The sequence below is a fragment of the Bradyrhizobium sp. UFLA05-89 genome (assembly GCF_059803475.1).
The window spans coordinates 1-16,868 of record NZ_JBANBA010000005.1 but is presented as its reverse complement, the minus strand read 5'-3'; the positions used below and the strand labels follow the sequence as shown (position 1 = coordinate 16,868).

17 protein-coding genes are annotated in these 16,868 nt (G+C 64.4%); 9 read left to right on the top strand and 8 right to left on the bottom strand.

The genetic code is table 11. The annotated features are described in order from the left end of the window. Window positions 1-35: 35 nt before the first annotated feature. Entirely contained in the window at window positions 36-752 is a 717-nt protein-coding gene (locus SO139_RS04115) for a TetR/AcrR family transcriptional regulator (RefSeq protein ID WP_449377109.1), read from the bottom strand. Window positions 753-858: 106 nt separating this feature from the next. On the opposite strand from SO139_RS04115, the gene SO139_RS04110 reads away from it, so the two are divergent. From SO139_RS04110 to SO139_RS04090, 5 genes are all read left to right on the top strand, one after another. After that, window positions 859-2,256 (top strand): carotenoid oxygenase family protein, encoded by a 1,398-nt coding sequence (locus SO139_RS04110; protein WP_449377108.1) that lies wholly within the window; start codon window positions 859-861, stop codon window positions 2,254-2,256. Window positions 2,257-2,428: 172 nt separating this feature from the next. Then, a complete protein-coding gene (locus SO139_RS04105) occupies window positions 2,429-2,911 on the top strand; it encodes an MAPEG family protein (RefSeq protein WP_449377107.1) in 483 nt (160 codons plus the stop codon). A gap of 77 nt (window positions 2,912-2,988) precedes the next feature. Continuing rightward, window positions 2,989-3,561, top strand: coding sequence for a hypothetical protein (locus tag SO139_RS04100; RefSeq protein ID WP_449377106.1), 573 nt, complete (start codon window positions 2,989-2,991; stop codon window positions 3,559-3,561). A gap of 15 nt (window positions 3,562-3,576) precedes the next feature. Further along, window positions 3,577-4,131 carry an inner membrane-spanning protein YciB gene (locus SO139_RS04095; RefSeq protein WP_449377105.1) on the top strand — a complete coding sequence of 185 codons (555 nt, stop codon included), beginning with the start codon at window positions 3,577-3,579 and terminating at the stop codon, window positions 4,129-4,131. A 107-nt stretch (window positions 4,132-4,238) separates the two neighbouring features. Next, entirely contained in the window at window positions 4,239-4,535 is a 297-nt protein-coding gene (locus SO139_RS04090) for a hypothetical protein (RefSeq protein WP_449377104.1), read from the top strand. A 141-nt stretch (window positions 4,536-4,676) separates the two neighbouring features. Here SO139_RS04090 and SO139_RS04085 read toward each other — a convergent pair whose 3' ends face one another. Further along, window positions 4,677-6,620 carry a DEAD/DEAH box helicase gene (locus tag SO139_RS04085; RefSeq protein WP_498539696.1) on the bottom strand — a complete coding sequence of 648 codons (1,944 nt, stop codon included), beginning with the start codon at window positions 6,618-6,620 and terminating at the stop codon, window positions 4,677-4,679. A 135-nt stretch (window positions 6,621-6,755) separates the two neighbouring features. Next, entirely contained in the window at window positions 6,756-8,411 is a 1,656-nt protein-coding gene (locus tag SO139_RS04080; protein ID WP_498539695.1) for a fumarate hydratase, read from the bottom strand. Between the two features lie 118 nt (window positions 8,412-8,529). Here SO139_RS04080 and SO139_RS04075 point away from each other — a divergent pair, with 118 nt between their 5' ends. From SO139_RS04075 to SO139_RS04060, 4 genes are all read left to right on the top strand, one after another. Beyond that, on the top strand, window positions 8,530-9,063 hold the full coding sequence (locus SO139_RS04075; RefSeq protein WP_449377101.1) for a hypothetical protein: 534 nt from the start codon (window positions 8,530-8,532) through the stop codon (window positions 9,061-9,063). Window positions 9,064-9,155: 92 nt separating this feature from the next. Further along, the gene (locus SO139_RS04070) at window positions 9,156-9,635 is read left to right on the top strand and encodes a hypothetical protein (RefSeq protein ID WP_449377100.1); all 480 of its coding nucleotides are present in this window, start codon (window positions 9,156-9,158) and stop codon (window positions 9,633-9,635) included. A 343-nt stretch (window positions 9,636-9,978) separates the two neighbouring features. Further along, window positions 9,979-10,152, top strand: coding sequence for a hypothetical protein (locus SO139_RS04065; RefSeq protein WP_449377099.1), 174 nt, complete (start codon window positions 9,979-9,981; stop codon window positions 10,150-10,152). A gap of 80 nt (window positions 10,153-10,232) precedes the next feature. Next, entirely contained in the window at window positions 10,233-10,907 is a 675-nt protein-coding gene (locus SO139_RS04060) for a methyltransferase family protein (RefSeq protein WP_449377098.1), read from the top strand. 1 nt (window position 10,908) lies between these two features. Here the strand turns inward: SO139_RS04060 and SO139_RS04055 are convergent, their stop codons facing one another. The 5 genes from SO139_RS04055 to SO139_RS04035 all read right to left on the bottom strand — a co-directional run. Beyond that, complete coding sequence (locus SO139_RS04055) at window positions 10,909-11,616, bottom strand: glutathione S-transferase (RefSeq protein ID WP_449377097.1); 708 nt, start codon at window positions 11,614-11,616, stop codon at window positions 10,909-10,911. A gap of 160 nt (window positions 11,617-11,776) precedes the next feature. Beyond that, a complete protein-coding gene (locus SO139_RS04050) occupies window positions 11,777-12,466 on the bottom strand; it encodes a lectin (RefSeq protein ID WP_449377096.1) in 690 nt (229 codons plus the stop codon). 147 nt (window positions 12,467-12,613) lie between these two features. After that, window positions 12,614-13,585 (bottom strand): Tim44 domain-containing protein, encoded by a 972-nt coding sequence (locus SO139_RS04045; RefSeq protein WP_449377095.1) that lies wholly within the window; start codon window positions 13,583-13,585, stop codon window positions 12,614-12,616. A 335-nt stretch (window positions 13,586-13,920) separates the two neighbouring features. Continuing rightward, on the bottom strand, window positions 13,921-16,506 hold the full coding sequence (gene cckA / locus SO139_RS04040) for a cell cycle histidine kinase CckA (RefSeq protein ID WP_498539694.1): 2,586 nt from the start codon (window positions 16,504-16,506) through the stop codon (window positions 13,921-13,923). A gap of 155 nt (window positions 16,507-16,661) precedes the next feature. Then, window positions 16,662-16,868 (bottom strand): EscU/YscU/HrcU family type III secretion system export apparatus switch protein (locus SO139_RS04035; protein WP_498539693.1); only part of this gene is annotated, 207 nt, incomplete at its 5' end.

The following is a 16,868-nucleotide window of genomic DNA, read 5'->3' as shown; positions in this document are numbered from 1 at the left end:
CGCACGACGATGGCAAGGGTTGCGGTCCCCTCCGATCAGGACGGCGGCAGCTTCCCCTGCGCCGCCGACTTCAGGATCGCCTCCAGAAGCTGCTCGGCCGTCGTACCCTTCGGCAACCGTCCCAGAATGTCCTCGAGGCGGCCGTCGAGCAGCAGCATGGTGAAGCCGTGCACCATCGACCAGGCACGCGCGATGGCTGCGGCCTGGTCGAGTGTCAGCGTATCGCCGCTGATCCGCTCTTGCCGCATCGCGCCGATGGCGTTGGCGAGCCCCGCGAACGAGGCATGTGCGGCCTCATGCAGCGAGGGCCTGGAATAATCGAGCCGTTCGGTGCGAAACATGATGCCGTACATGCCGGGATGGGCCTGCGCATAGGCGACATAGGCCTTGGGCCGCGCCAGTGCCTGCTCCAGCGGCGTCCTGGCGGCATCGCAGGCCAAAGCCATCGCCGCATTGAATTGGCGGAAGCCGACCGCGGCGAGCTCGCTGACGAGACCGGTGAGATCCCCGAAATGATGGGTCGGCGCGGCATGCGACACGCCCGACTCGCGCGCCACCGCGCGCAGCGTCAGCCCGGCGAGCCCGTCGCGTTCCAGCACTCTTTCCGCAGCCTTCAGCAACGCCTCGCGCAGCGCACCATGATGATAGGGCGTCTCGGCCTTCGCGCTCGCGACCCGGCGCGGCCGCTCCTTCGCGGCGGATGACGGCGATTTTCTGGGGCGAGCGCGGCGGATGGTTTCGGTCTTGGCCATGACTGGCGTTATATGACGTCATTTTGACAGTGTAAAGATTTCGCTTGACCGAAGCTCGAAGTGGCACTAGCGTATCTTTACGATGTAAAGATACGGAGGATACGCCTTGCAGCAGGATGTGTTCAGCCAGGTGCCGGCCAATCGCGCGCCAATCCCGTTCGAAGCCGACGCGCCATTCCCAAAAATTGTCGGCGAGTTACCGCGCGAATTGAACGGGACGCTTTATCGCAACGGCCCTAATCCCCAGTTCGACGCACCCGGCGCGCACTGGTTCGTCGGCGACGGCATGCTGCACGCCTTCCATCTCGAAAACGGCCGCGCGAGCTACCGCAACCGCTGGGTCCGCACCCCGAAATGGCAGGCCGAACACGATGCCGGCCGGGCACTGTTCGGCGGCTTCGGCCGCAAGCTGCCGGACGCGCCTGCGCACCTGACCGACGGCGGCGTCGCCAACACCAACGTCATCTTCCACGCCGGCAAGCTGCTCGCGCTCGAAGAAGGTCATCTGCCGACCGAGATCGAGCCCGGCACGCTCGCCACGCGCGGCTACTGCAACTACCAGGGCCGCGTCGCCGGCCCCTTCACTGCGCATCCGAAGATCGATCCCTCAACCGGAGAAATGGTGTTCTTCGGCTACAATGCGAGCGGCCCGCTCACGCCCACCCTCTCCTACGGCGCGATCGACGCAGGCGGCAAGGCGACGCGCTTTACGCGTTTCGAGGCGCCTTATGCCAGCATGGTGCACGACTTCATCGTCACCGAGAACCACGTGCTGTTTCCGATCCTGCCCATCACCGGCAGCATGGAGCGCGCGATGAAGGGCCGGCCGCCCTACGCCTGGGAGCCGGAGAAAGGCGCCTATGTCGGCGTGATGAAGCGCAGCGGCAAACCTGAGGACATCGTCTGGTTCCGCACTGAAGCCTGCTACGTCTTCCACGTCATGAACGCCTGGGAGGACGGCAACCGCATCGTCGCCGACGTTATGCAGTTCGAGGAGGCGCCGCTGTTTCCGCATCCCGACGGCAGGCCAACCAATCCCGACAAATCATTCGCGCGCCATTGCCGCTGGACCTTCGAGCTCAACGGCAATACCGACCGCTTCCAGCAGACCTATCTCGACGATCTCACCGGCGAATTCCCGCGCATCGATGATCGTCGCGCAGGATTGAAAACCAACCACGGCTGGTACGCCTGCGCCAATCCAAGACTGCCGATGTTCACCGCGCTGTCCGGCATCGTGCATGTCGACGGCGCCGGAAAACGCCTCGGCCATTACTTGCTGCCGGCCGGCGACAGCATCTCCGAACCGGTGTTCGTCGAGCGTGCCAGAGATGCCGCTGAAGGCGATGGCTGGCTGCTCGCCGTGGTCTGGCGCGCCCGCGAGAACCGCAGCGATCTCGCCGTGTTCAGCGCCGCCGATGTCGAGGCAGGCCCCATCGCGCTCGTGCAGCTCGGCCACCGGGTGCCCGACGGTTTTCATGGCAACTGGGTGGGAGCGGCGTAGAGCCCATCCGCTGTCACTTCGGGGCAGAGCCACGGGTCCGCGCGACGCGCGGCCCGATGACAGGCTCCGCGACGTGCCCGGGCGCGCGTGACGCGGCACGATGGATTCCGCGCTCGCGTCAGATGGCGCGCCCCGGAATGACGATCGTTTGTGCTTCAGCAGGGAGCCTCACATGCACATGCCAGCCATCACTGCGTTCTATCTCGCGGTCCTCGCCCTGCTCTACGCCGTCCTCGCGCTTCAGGTGATCTGGCTGCGGCGGAGCAACAAGGCCGCCTTCAGCGATGGCGGCAACACGAGCTTGCGCAGCGCGATCCGCGCCCACGGCAACTTCATGGAATATGTGCCGATCATCACACTGATGGTCGCCATGATTGAAATGTCCGGCGCATCCGCACTGCGCATTCACCTCCTGATGGGCGCACTCTTGGTGTCGCGGCTGCTGCACCCGATCGGCATGTCCGCCACGCCGAACTCGCTGCGGTTTCAGATCGGCCGCGTCGGCGGGATCGTCATCACCATCAGCCTGTTGATCACGTGTGCCTTGACGGTCCTGTCTCGGCTACCCTGGAGCGACCTTGCCGACGAAGCGTCGGCACAAGCCATTGCAACAATTCATTTTTTACAGGTCATTCACGTCATTTTGACACTGTAAAGATTTTGCTTGACCTCGCTCCCGGCCTGACGTATTCATCTTTACAGTGTAAAGATAAGCCCTGATCGAGGCGGCTCATGACAATCTTCCTGATCCTCGCTCCCTACGGCGCCTTTGGCTTTCTGATGTTCCTGACATCGGCAAAGGTCAGCGTGTTCACCGCCTCCGCGATCTGCCTTGCCACCATCGCAATCGACGTTGCGTGCCGCCGCTCGGTGAAGATCCTCGCCGCCGGATCGGCGATCCTGTTCGCCGGCATCGGTATCTATCTCGCGCTGCTCAATCCCTGGCTGAGCACGCTCGCGGTGAAGTTGTCGGTCGATGCCGGCATCTTCGTGATCTCGCTCGGCTCGATGCTGGCTCGCCATCCGTTCACGCTGCAATACGCCCTCGAAGAGGTCCCCGCCGAGACGGCGGCGATGCCAGGCTTCCTGCGCGCCAACTACATCATTACCGCCGCATGGACCGCGGCGGCGCTGTTGATGATGGCCTCCAACGTCGTGCTGCTCTACGTGCCGGGCCTGCCGATCTGGTCGGGCCTCGCAGTGGCGTTTGCCGCCCGTAACAGCGCGATGTATTTCACGAAATGGTATCCCGAGTATCGTAAGATCAAATACGGTACACCCGCCAGCGCACTGCCCTTTTCCTAACCGACAGGACCGACGATGAAGGACGTATTCGCCCGCCTCGCTTCCGATTTCCTCTCGACCATCGTCTTCCTCGTCATCTATCTCGTCACCGACAACATCATCCTCGCGACGTCTGTGGCGGTTGCAGGGGCGATCGCGCAGGTGATCTACGCCCGCTTCAAGGGCAACTCGCTCGGCTACATGACCTACGCATCGCTCGCGCTCGTCATCGTGCTCGGCACTGTCACCATCCTCACCCAGGATCCGCGCTTCGTGCTGGCAAAACCCTCGATCGCGCATTTTGCGATCGGCGCGATCATGCTCAAGCGCGGCTGGATGCTGCGCTATATGCCGGCACGCGTGACCGACGTCATTCCGGAATATGTCACCGCGGCAGGCTATGCCTGGGCCGCGCTGATGTTTGCGCTCGGCGCCGGCACCATCGCAGTCGCCGCGACCGGCGACCTCAAATTGTGGGGCTTCTACGTCTCGGTCGTCGCCATGGGCGCCAAGATCGCGGCATTCGCCATCCAATACGTCATCTTCCGCATCGTCATCACCGGCCGCTTGCGCGCCGCTGCCCGCGCCTGACTGCGGCGAAGAGAGCGTTAGGCAGCCGCTTTGAGTTGGGCTATACGCTCGGCGCTGGACAGACCGCGGATCATCGCGGTTCGCCGGGAGAGGTTAGGGAGACAGGAATGGCCGTCGACGGAAACTGGAATATCGTCTTGAGCACCCCGATGGGCGACCGCAACACGACCCTCACGCTGAAGAGCGCAGGCAGCGCGCTGACGGGCACGCAGGGCGCCGAAGGCGAGTCCGGCGAAATCTTCGACGGAAGCGTCAACGGCGACGATGTCGCCTGGAAGATCTCGATCACCAATCCGATGCCACTGACGCTCGCTTTTTCCGGCACGGTTTCCGGCGACAGCATCTCAGGCGAAGCCAGCATCGGCCCGATGGGCAGCTTTCCCTTCACCGGCACGCGGGCCTAGCCGTCCCCCTCACCCCTGCGTGCTCTCCGGCCTCTTTGTTGCGACGGCTCTGTCCGTCGCAACAACAGCAACGGGGAGCAGTGCAGATGACAAACAACCGGCGTAGCGCGCAAGCGCGCTCGCCCTCTGTTCGGCAACGCCTCAGCCGCGACGGTCCTTCCTTGTCTTCTTTCCACGAGCACCCTTCGCAGGCCATGCACTTGCCTGGTGCGGTTGGCCGGCGTGGCCGGGCTTGCTCCGGCGTTTCTTCTTGCCGAATTCAGCCTCGCTGCCGAATTTCGATCCGCCCTCGGCGCGTGGCTTGCGCGTTGCCGGGTTACGGGAATCGTCGCGGCGACGAGCGCTGTGTTCGATGTCGTCGGTCTCGCGCCGGGGCGCGTGCGTGCGCTTGTCCGAGGACACCTGGCCTTGAGGAGCATCTGCCATCGGCTCGATGCGTATGCTGTCTTCCTTGTCGGGACGCCGGATCTTGACGGCGAAGGATTCCGCGACCCGCTGGGAAATCTCGAACTCGGTGGTAGTGTCCATGATCCGGATGGCGCCGATGTCGCGCTTGTCGATGCCGCCGCGACGGCAGATCATCGGCAAGAGCCAGCGCGCCTCCGCATTCTTTCTTCGTCCGATGGCGGCGCGAAACCATACGCTGGCCTCCGCCATGCCGTGCCGCGACGATGATTTTCCCGTCTTCGACCGGGACGCGGCAGGACGGTCATCGCCGCGCGAGATTCTCGCGTTTTCTCGACCGCGCCCGTCGCGCGGCCGGCCGCTAGCCTCACCGGGATCGAGAATGTCTTCGGGCGCAGGAAGCCGCGCGCGGTAAAGACGCGCAAGCGCCGCAGCGATATCCTCAGGCGACCGCTCGGCAAGCAAGACCCGCGCCAGCATCAGGTCGTCGGAAGTCGCCTCCTCGGTGAACACGGCATCCTTCAGCATGCGTTCGTGATCAAGCTTGCGGATATCATCCGCCTGCGGCGCCGTGCCCCAGACGGCGTCCGTGCCCGACAGATTCAGCAGCAGTTCCGCACGCCGTCTTCGTGCGGGCGGCACCAGCAGGACGCTGACACCCTTCCGGCCCGCACGGCCGGTGCGGCCCGAGCGATGCTGCAGGACCTCCGCATCGTTCGGCAGATCCGCGTGAATGACGAGGTCGAGGCTCGGCAGGTCGATGCCGCGCGCCGCCACGTCGGTCGCCACGCAGACGCGGGAACGTCCATCCCGCAACGCCTGCAGAGCCTGGGTTCGCTCGTTCTGCGTCAACTCGCCGGAGAGCGCGACCACGGAAAAACCGCGCTCGAGCAGCGCCGCCTGCAAATGCCTGACGGCGTCTCTGGTGTTGCAAAACACAAGTGCGCTCGGCGACTCCCAGAAACGCAAGACGTTGACGACCGCGTGCTCGACATCACCAGGAGCGATCCGGATGGCGCGGTACTCGATATCGGCGTGACCGCCTTGGTCGCCGGCGACCTCGATCCGAAACGCCCGTTGCTGATACTGCTTTGCCAGCGCAACGATGCCGCGTGGAAAGGTCGCCGAGAACAACAACGTGCGGCGCGTATCCGGCGTCGTCTCCAGGATGAATTCCATATCCTCGCGAAAACCGAGATTGAGCATCTCGTCGGCCTCGTCGAGAACGACGGTCTTCAATTCCGAGATGTCGAGATGGCCGCGCCGCAAATGATCACTCAATCGGCCGGGCGTCCCGACCACTATGTGAGCGCCGGCGGCAAGCTCGCGCTGTTCGCGGCGCGGATCCATACCGCCAACGCAGGAGACGACGCGCCCATCCGCATGTTCATAGAGCCATGCGAGCTCACGCTGAACCTGCAAGGCGAGCTCACGCGTAGGCGCGACGATCAAGGCAAGCGGTGCGGCAGCCCGCTCGAAGCGCTCCAGGCTGCCGAGCAGATTGCTTGCGATGGCGAGCCCGTAAGCGATGGTCTTGCCCGAGCCGGTCTGCGCCGAAACGAGCAGGTCGCGGTCAACAGCTTCGTCCGCAAGCACGGCGATCTGAACAGGGGTCGGCCGGTCGTAGTTGCGCTCGGCGAGAGCGCGAGCGAGCGGCGGACTTGTGGTCGGGAATGACACGAGATGAATAGCCTTGGTTGGTTCGGGCAGAAATGGTCTGGCCGAACGAATCGAAGCCGCGCGTCCGGCCGACGGCGCGGCCGCACGCGTGGCGACTTGATCAGGATTCCTTGTGAACTCTTACGCGGATGCGCACTAGCCGAGGTTCAACTCCTTGAAGAAGTCGTTGCCCTTGTCGTCGATGATGATGAACGCCGGGAAATCGACCACTTCGATGCGCCAGATCGCCTCCATGCCGAGTTCGGGATATTCGAGCACCTCGACCTTCTTGATGCAGTGCTCGGCAAGGTTCGCCGCCGCACCGCCGATCGAGCCGAGATAGAAGCCGCCATACTTCTTGCAGGCCTCGCGCACGGCCGGCGCGCGGTTGCCTTTGGCGACCATCACCATCGAGCCACCGGCAGCCTGGAACTGGTCGACGAAGGAATCCATCCGGCCCGCCGTGGTCGGACCGAACGCGCCAGAGGCGTAGCCCTCGGGCGTTTTCGCGGGGCCGGCGTAATAGACCGGATGGTTCTTGAAGTAATCCGGCAACGGCTCGCCCTTTTCCAGCCGCTCGCGCAACTTGGCGTGCGCGGAGTCGCGCGCGACGATCATGGTGCCGGTCATCGAGACCCGCGTCTTGATCGGATATTTCGCGAACGTCGCCAGGATATCCTTCATGGGCTGGTTGAGGTCGATCTTCACGACCTCGCCGCCGAGCGTCTGTTCGACCTGCGGCAGATACTGCGCGGGATTGTGCTCGAGCTCCTCGAGATAGACGCCGTCCTTGGTGATCTTGCCTAGCACCTGGCGGTCGGCCGAGCACGACACGCCAAGCCCGATCGGGAGCGAGGCGCCGTGGCGCGGCATGCGGATCACGCGCACGTCGTGACAGAAATACTTGCCGCCGAACTGCGCGCCGACGCCGAGCGACTGCGTCATCTTGTGGATTTCCTGCTCCATCTCGACGTCGCGGAAGGCGTTGCCATCAGGCGAGCCGTGGGTCGGCAGCGCATCGAGATAGCGCGCGGAGGCGAGCTTCACCGTCTTCATGCAGAGCTCGGCGGAGGTGCCGCCGATCACGATCGCGAGGTGGTAGGGCGGGCACGCGGCCGTGCCCAGCGTCAGCACCTTCTCCTTGAGGAAGGCGAGCAGCCGGTCCTTGGTGAGGACCGAGGGCGTTGCCTGGAACAGGAAACTCTTGTTGGCGCTGCCGCCGCCCTTCGCCATGAACATGAATTTGTAGGCGTCGTCGCCCTCGGCGTAGATCTCGCACTGCGCCGGCATGTTGTTGGCGGTGTTCTTCTCCTCGTACATCGACAGCGGCGCGACCTGCGAGTAGCGAAGGTTGCGGCGGAGGTACGCGTCGCGCGCGCCTTCCGACAGCGCCGCCTCGTCCTCGCCGTCGGTGATGACGTTGCAGCCCTTCTTGCCCATGATGATCGCGGTGCCGGTGTCCTGGCACATCGGCAGCACGCCGCCGGCCGCGATATTTGCGTTCTTCAGGAAGTCGAGCGCGACGAACTTATCGTTCGGGCTGGCCTCGCGGTCTTCCAGGATCGCGCGGAGCTGCTTCAAATGCCCCGGCCGCAGATAGTGGTTGATCTCGCCGAAAGCCGCCTCCGACAGAGCCCGCAGCGCCTCGCGCGACACCACCAGCATGTCCTTGCCCAGGACCTTCTCGACCCGCACGCCTTCACTCGAAACCTTCTTGTAGGGCGTCTCGTCCTTGCCCAGCGGAAACAGCGGGGTGTGCTTGTAGGGCGGAACGGGCTGGGACTGGTCGGGAAAGGCAGTGGGAGCGTTCATGGTCTGGTCTCGGGTTAGATCGGCTGGGCACGACGAAGGCGCCAAGGTTTGAACCCTTCTAAGCCCTTTTCCTACAAAGGGAAGGTTCTCGGACGCCCTCCAGCAATCGAAATGACGAATGCCTGCCCCTGCGATCACACCTGACACCGTGCCGGTCCCGACCCTGCCGACACGCCGCCCGTTCGGTCTTTTGCTGGTCCTTCTCGCCGTCGCGGTGCTGGAGGCTTTTGACGGGCTATCCAACGTCTCGACGCTGTTTGGCGACATGTCGGAGATCCCGGGCCCGGGTCTCGGCGGTTTCCTGATCAAGGCGCACATCGCCACGCATCCCGTGCTGGCGCTAATGGCGCTCGCCTGCGCGGCCATGGGACGGCTGCGTGGCGCAATTCTCGCGCTTGCCGCCATCATCGTGACGACCTGGCTGCACGACATGCCTTCGGTGGTGCTGCACGGCTTCGATTTCGCCGGCATCAGCGCCTTCCAGACCCCGGCCCAGTTCATCGCCTTCCCGCTGATGGCCGCCTGCGCCATCGCCTGCGCGCTCCGCAATCAGCGCCTTGCTCTCGCCACGCTGCTCGTCAGCGCACCGACGCTGTTCAACATGTTGATGTTGGTTGCCTTTGCGGTGGGCGTGGCGATCTACGGGTTCTGAAGAACCGGAGCCTTGGGCCCGCACAACCGCCAACGCGACCCTTGCGCTTCGCGCGCTGCGACGCTTTTATAGCGCCGAAGGGGCTTTTCATCATGATTTTCAAATTCGACGTTCGCGGCGCGATTCTGGCCGCCGCCGCAATCACCGGCCTTGTCGCTCTCGCCTCGCCTGCGCGTGCGGACCAGTGCGACGATATTGCGAAACAGCTCGGCAGTGGCATTGACGGGCTGAAGGTCAACTTCAAGGCGGCCAACATCATCTATCTCACCCACCCGGCGGCGAAGGAATTGTCGCTCGGCTGTCGCGCGCAGGGGCAGACCTATTCCAACGAGCTCTATGCCAAGGGCGATCGTCGGCCGACGCCGCAGTTCTATGATCTGATCGCCTCGGCGGCGGCGATCATCTTCACGCTGCCGAAGGACGACACCGCGACCGGTGCGTCGCGCTGCCTGAAGCGCATGGGCATCTTGCGCGGCGACAAGGTATCGATGCGCTACAAGCGGCTGAACATGGAGTGCACGCGCACCAAAAGCGAAGCCGCGATCGCGATCACGCGGCCGAAGGACGAATAGACGGGGCGCTTCGCGCTGGTGACCGCGGGCGCGATGAATACCTGTCGCGAAGCCGCCTGTCACATACTCCGCCATTGCCGAGAGCAGCGAATCAATCCAGACTATCTCCGGCGGAAAGATCTGGATTGCTTCCTGTCATCGCGCCGCGCTACGCGCGAACGTCGGCTCGCAATGACGTGGAGAGAGCGGTGCTCTTGCTGAGGCACTCTCAATTGCGGTGACAAAAGCCACCGTCCTCAGCCTTCCGCTCCCAAAAATCCCTCGCATTTTAACGATCTGCTTCACGGAAGCTTCGGCTCCCGCGGGTCATGTTCGCGTGTTTCAATCTGTGAGGATTTGCGTGATGAGTGTTTCCAGCGTTGCGCCGCCGTCGATCGCGATCGTGGTGCCGAACTACGACACGACCAAGCAACAGGACGACCAGACCAAGACCAACGATTCCGATTCCAGTTATCAGCCGCCGCCGGCTCCGCCGCTGCCGCCGGGCCAGGGCACGCGGATCGATCAGTACGCCTGACCCCGGCTCTCGATCCCTTCAGGCCGCATCTTTGCCAGATAGCGGCGATAGCATCATGTGCGAATTGCAGGGAAACGCGCATGATCGCAAGACTGCTCTTGCAGAACTCGATCGTCGTCATCGCGATGGGCGCGCTGCTGTTTGCCGGCGCCGGCACGCTCGATTGGCCGGGTGCATGGGTGATGCTGATCACCTCCGCCCTGCTCGGCCCGCTCTGCGGCTGGTGGCTATACCGGCTCGACCCGGCGCTGCTCGCCGAACGTCTTGGACCCGTCATCCAGAAGGATCAGCCGGCCGCCGACAAGGCCTTCATGGCCGTATTCATCGTGGTCATGTTGATCTGGCTGGTCGCGATGGGGCTGGAACGGCGCTATCGCGTCTCCGAAATGCCGCTTGCCTTGCAGGTGCTCGGCTTCGCGCTGTACCTCGCCTCAACCGCCTTCACGCTATGGGTGTTTCGCGAGAACTCGTTCGCCGCACCCGTGGTGAAGCTGCAAACGAAGCGCGCGCAGCACGTGGTTTCGACCGGACCCTACGCCTATGTGCGACATCCCATGTACAGCGGCATGGTGCTGTTCTTCCTTGGCGTGCCGCTGCTGGTCGGCTCATGGTGGGGCGTCGCGATGGCGCCGCTGTTCCTCGTCTTGTTTGCGATCCGCATCCGCATCGAGGAGCGCACCTTGACCGAGGGCCTGCCGGGCTATGCCGACTATGCGCTGCGCGTGCGCCCTCGGCTGCTGCCGGGCGTCTGGTAGCTTACGCGTCGAGTTCCCTGTAGCGGCGGAAGATGCCCTGCTCGTTGAAGGCTATCCGGCGCTCGCTGGCGAGATAGGCCTTGATGTTCGGCCGCACCGCGACGCGCTCGCGCAGAGCGACGAGGCCGGGGATCTCCTCCTCGAAGGCGCGCATGCGCTTTGGAAACGCGTAGCGCAGGCCGTCGACGATCTGGAACAGCGAGAGATCGACATAGGTCAGTCTGCGGCCGGTGACGTAGACGCCGCCATTGGCATCGAGCAGCTCCTCGAAATAGCCGAGATATTTCGGCACGCGCTCCTTCCAGAACCCGGCCGTACGCTTCTTCGCAGCCGGCCGCGCGTCCTCGTAGTAGAGCGACGGCCCGAGCGGATGATGGGTGTCGTGAATCTCCAGCACGAAGTCGGCGATCGTGAGCTGGAGCTGATGAACCCACAATTTGCCGGCCTCGGTCTTTGGCGCGAGGCCATGGCGGCCGCCCAAATAAAGCAGGATGTTGGCGGTCTGGCCGATGACGAGCTTGCCGGCTTTGAGGAACGGCGGCGCAAAGGGCGGCATGCCGCTATGCGCCTTCATCATCTTCATCATCGCAGCAGTGCCGCGAGGGCCCCGCGCGACGTCGACATAGGCCGCTTTCGCCTCCTCCAGCGCCAGCCGCACATATTCGCCGCGGCCCTGGATCTCGGGCCAGTAATAGAGCTCGTATTTCATGAGGAGGTCCCGTGACAATTCCGATGCGAACGTAGCACGCGACCCAAACTCCGTCATTCCGGGTCGGTTCGAAAGGACCGAACCCGGAATCTCGAGATCCCACAATGCGCAATTGCGCATTCGGGTTCGATGCTTCGCATCGCTCCGGAATGACCTTCGGTCAGTTCACCGCGAAGCAGTAGAGCAGCCCGTCGCCGCCGGTGCTCTTCAGGTCGGCCTGCGAACAGCCGCCTTCCGGTCCTCGCGAGGGATGCGAGCTGTTCCAGGATTTCGAGGGCTCGTCGTCGCGCAGGCCACGGCGGTCGAGATGGCCAACCATCGCGGCACCTTGCGTGCTCGACGTCCAGTTCTTGCAGGTGCGATCGTCTGCACCGGCGAACGCGGTGCCGTCGGGTTGCGATCCCGTGAGGACATCATGCCGGTTCGGCTGGTCACCAACACCATTGATCCCCTCGCCTTTCTCGCTCAGCGCGGTCTGCTTGGTGAGATTATTGGCGGGGCTGTGCAGATCAGCAACGTCCTTGGCGATCACGACGCCCTTCGCATTCTGCCACGGCCCCTTGCCGATGCGGTCACGCGCGTTGACCGCCGGCTTGCCGTCGGCAGCCTGTGTCGAGAGATACGCGTGCCAGGTCTTGGTGCTGGCGCCGGCGGCCTGCGCGAGCTTCTGGCATTGCGCGTCGGCGCCATCGAGGCCGCCGAGATCAGCGCCCTTGCCGGGACCGCTGGAGGTGACGAAGAAGGTTATGTCGGCCGATTGCGCCAGCGCAGACGGCGCCGCAAGCAAGGTTGCCGCAGCCACGGCAAACGCGAGGCTGGGGAATGTCGTCGGTCTCACGAAACGGGTCATCGCTTCCTCCAGTTATGATTGTATTTTGGCCGCCGCCTGACTTGAACCCGAGGCGTGCCGCATTATTCCGCCGCCCCGACGTGAAGCACCCAAACAAAAAAGGCGCCGTGCCGCGGCACGACGCCCTTGTTCCTCATTGGCTGGCGATCAGTTGGTCTGCTGGATTGCCGACAGTTCCCAGTTGCTGCCGGGCCGGCGCGCGAAGGTCCAGACCTCAGTGACTTCGCTCGGCTGCTCGCTGCCGGCGACGATCGCGCCGGTGTTGCGATCGACCGTCTTGTCAGTCAGCGCGAAGCGCATTGCGACGGTGGCATAGTCGGTCACGTCCTCGCGCCATGCTTCCGACAGGTCGCCCTGCAGCAGTCTCACGTTGGAGACCTTGTTGACGACGTTGCGGGCGCGGTTCTCAGCCAGATCCTTCTCGAAATAGGCGACCATCTCCGGCGTCGCGAGCGTATGCAGTTTGGCGACATCCTCGTTCGACCATGCGGTCTGGATATCCCCGAGCAGGCGCTCGAAGGCCTCATAGTCGGCCGGCTGGATCTCGAGCGGCGCGTTATTGGCGCCGAGCCCGAAACCAAGTCCACTGCGATAGCTCGGCTGCGGTCCGCTGCCCGCGCCGGCGCCGGCATAGGCCGCCTGCGACGCGTGACGACGCTGCCACCAGGACATCGCCATCCGCACCAGGAACACCACCAGCACGATCTGGATGATCAGGCCGAGGATCGACGACAGGCCGCCCAGCCCACCGAACAGGCCGCCGCCGAACAACAGGCCGAACAGGCCGGCGCCGATGAAGCCGGCGGCGAGCCCGCGCAGCATGCTGCCGCCCGGGCGGTTGAACATGCCGCCGCCCATCGGCGCGGTCGAGTTCGCGCCCGGCTGACTATAGGTGCGGTTGAAGGGTGTGGCCGTGCCCGGGGCGGTCGAGGTCGACGGCGGCGCGGAGAAGGTCCGCGAACCGCGCGAGCCCGACGAGAAGCCGCCACCGACGCGGGCATCGGCGGAGGTGATCGCGAGCGCGGTCGGCAGCGCCAGCGCCAGCACGACGGCCATCGTCTTCACGAGACGCCGGCTACGTAACGAGAAATTCATGTGCGTTTCCCAAATCCCCGGCATGGGGAAGTGCCATTAAGATGGTCAGTGGAACCGAAAAGTGAAGCCGGTTTCGAAACCTTCGGCTGCGGCCCTCAGTCGCGGGGCGGTGCGGAATTACCTGTCATTTGCGAGCAGGCACCAATGCCAATCTTAATTTCGGAAACGGCGGCTTTTGGAAGCACCTTGCCTCCCTGAGGTCGTCCTGGCGAAAGCCAGGACCCATTACCCCAGGGTTTGGTCAGGCGGACGGTACTCGCCCCGGAGTTCTATCGATAGATCACGCGGTATGGGTCCTGGCGTTCGCCAGGACGACGGGGGGGATTGCGGTCCGTCTGTCCCAACCTGACGGGACGCCCTCACACAGCCTTCATCGTCTCCTTCACGGCGGCGACGAGCTGGCTCAGCGTGAACGGTTTTGGCAGGAAGTCGAACTGCTGGCCTTCGGGCAGGCTCTTCTCGAAGGCATCCTCGGCATAGCCGGAGACGAAGATGAACTTGATGTCGGGGTTCTTCTCCCGCATCGCCTTCAGCAGCGTCGGACCATCCATCTCCGGCATCACGACGTCGGAGACGACGAGATCGATCGCGCCGCTCTGCTCGTCCAGCACCTCCATGGCCTCGACGCCGTTCTCGGCCTCGACCACCGTGTAGCCGCGCGAGCGCAGGCCGCGCGCGTTGAGTGCGCGCAGGCCCTCCTCGTCCTCGACGAGCAGGATGGTGCCCTGCCCCGTGAGATCGGTGCGCGGCTTTGCTTCCGCCGCGGGCGCTTCCTTGGCCGCGCCGTTCGTCTGGGCGACGGCGGCCGTTCCGGTCACCGGCGTCTCGACCTGCGCTTCGGGTTCGACATGATGCCGCGGCAGGAAAATGTGGAACGAAGTGCCCTTGCCCGGCTCGGAATCCACGTAGATGAAGCCGCCGGTCTGCTTGACGATGCCGTAGACCGTCGACAGCCCGAGGCCAGTGCCCTTGCCGACCTCCTTGGTCGAGAAGAACGGCTCAAAGATCTTGTCACGGATGTCGGCGGGGATGCCGGTGCCGGTGTCGGCGACCTCAATCCGCACATAGTCCGCCGCCGGCATGCCCTTATAGGCGAGCTTGCCCGCTTCGTCCGTGGCGACGTTGGCGGTGCGGATGATCAGCTTGCCGCCGTCGGGCATCGCATCGCGCGCGTTCACGGCGAGATTGACGATGACCTGTTCGAACTGGGAGACGTCGACCTTGACCGGCCAGAGGTCGCGGCCGTGGACGAGATCGAGCTTCACCTTCTCGCCGATCAATCGGCGGAGCAGCATGGTGAGATCGGAGAGCGCATCGCCGAGATCGAGCACCTGCGGCCGCAGCGTCTGCCGGCGGGAGAACGCGAGCAGCTGCCGCACCAGGGTCGCAGCCCGCGTAGCGTTCTGCTTGATCTGCATGATGTCCTGGAACGACGGATCGGTCGGCTTGTGCGCGTTCAACAGGAAGTCGTTCGCCATCATGATGGCGGACAGCACGTTGTTGAAGTCGTGGGCGATGCCGCCGGCGAGCTGGCCGACCGTCTCCATCTTCTGCGACTGGTTGATCTGGTTCTCCAGCGCACGCCGCTCGGTGGTCTCGAGCATGTGCACGATCGCGGCCTCGGCGTCGTTCTCGCCCTCGTCGACCGGAGTAACGAAGAACTGCCCCCAGCGCTCCTTCGTTCCCTCCAGCGCCACCTCGACCGGCGCGATGTCGCCCTTCCCTTCGGCGGCTTGGTTGATTGCCGCGATCAGCAGGTTCCGGTCGCGCGAATTGATCGCGCGGAAGATCGATCTGCTGGCGCTGTCGAGGCCGAGGCCCTGCGCCAGCTTGGCGTAACGCGCATTCGCCCGCACCACATTGCCGCCGCGATCAACGGTGGCGATCGCCATCGGCGTGTGGTCGAAGAAGCGCATGAAGCGCACCTCGGCGGCGCGGTCGGGATCGCTGCGCTCGTCGCGGGCACGGCTGATCACGAGGGTGCGCGACGGGCCCGGCGTGCCGTCGGCTCCGAAGGCCAGCTTGTGATAGAGCCGCACCGGCATGGTCCTGCCGGTGCGCATGCGCAGGTCGATGTCGAAGACTTCCGTCTTCACTTCGCCCGGCACCGCCACGATGGAGGTCAGCAGTGAGGCGCCATCGCCGGAGACGATGTCGGTGAGTTTGAGGCCGCCCGAGCCGATCTCGGCGAGATCATAGTCGAGCCAGTTGGCGAGCGTCGCGTTGACGTAAGCGAGCTCACCGGCCGGATTGACCGAGAAGAAGCCGCACGGCGCATGATCGAGATATTCGATCGCGTGCTGGAGCTCCTGGAACACGTCCTCCTGGCGCTCGCGGTCGCGGGTGATGTCGGCGATCGACCACACCGCATATCTGGCCTCGCGCTTGCCCGTGCCGAGCGGGCGCACCCGCATCCGCAGCCAGCGCCCCTGGCTGCCGTCATGGCCGGAGATGCGCACCTCCTCCTGCTGCCGCTTGCCTTCGCGCGCGGCCTTCAGCAGGCGAAACACGGCCTCCGACACATCTGGATTGCCGATGAAGACCCGCTCGACGGGCCGCACGTCCTGCGGGCCGGAGGCGCCGGTCATGGTCAGGTAGGCCGCATTGGAATAGACGACATGGCCGCGCGGATCGGTCACCGCGAGCCCGTCAAAGGCATGATCGGAGATGCGGGCAATGATGGGATCGTCGAGATTGCGGTCGGCGAAACGAACGATGCCGGCGGCAAAGGCGAACAGGTTGAACAGACCGACCATCGCCAGCACGGCGAGGATACCGAGGATATAGGGCTGCGCCTGCGTCCGGCCGAGTGTCATGAGCCCGACGGCGACCGCCACGAGCGTCGCCGCTACGAGGAACACCAGCGCGATGCTGCCCGAGCGTTGCGGCGGCTCATGCACCGCAACAGACTCGCGTGGCAGGTTGTGGTCGGTCTCAGCGGTCATCCCAGGTCATCGCAGCCTGTCGACAGGAAAAGAACGCGCGAACCGCGCGCAACGGACCCTCCCTGCCTGAATCGGACCCGCAGGCGCAAGGGCGGCAGGGGCGAAACGTACGCTGATTCCCAGTTTACGGCCATTTCCGGTACTTTTCGGGTGCTCTATTTCCGTCCGGCGCCGAATCCACGCTTCAGCCGCATGACGTAGCCGATGACCTCGGCAACAGCATGGTAGTGCTCGACCGGGATTTCCTGGTCGATCTCAACGGTGGCATAGAGCGCGCGCGCCAGCGGCACGTTCTCGACGATCGGAATGTCGTGCTGGCGGGCGACCTCCCTGATCTTGAAGGCGAGATTGTCGACGCCCTT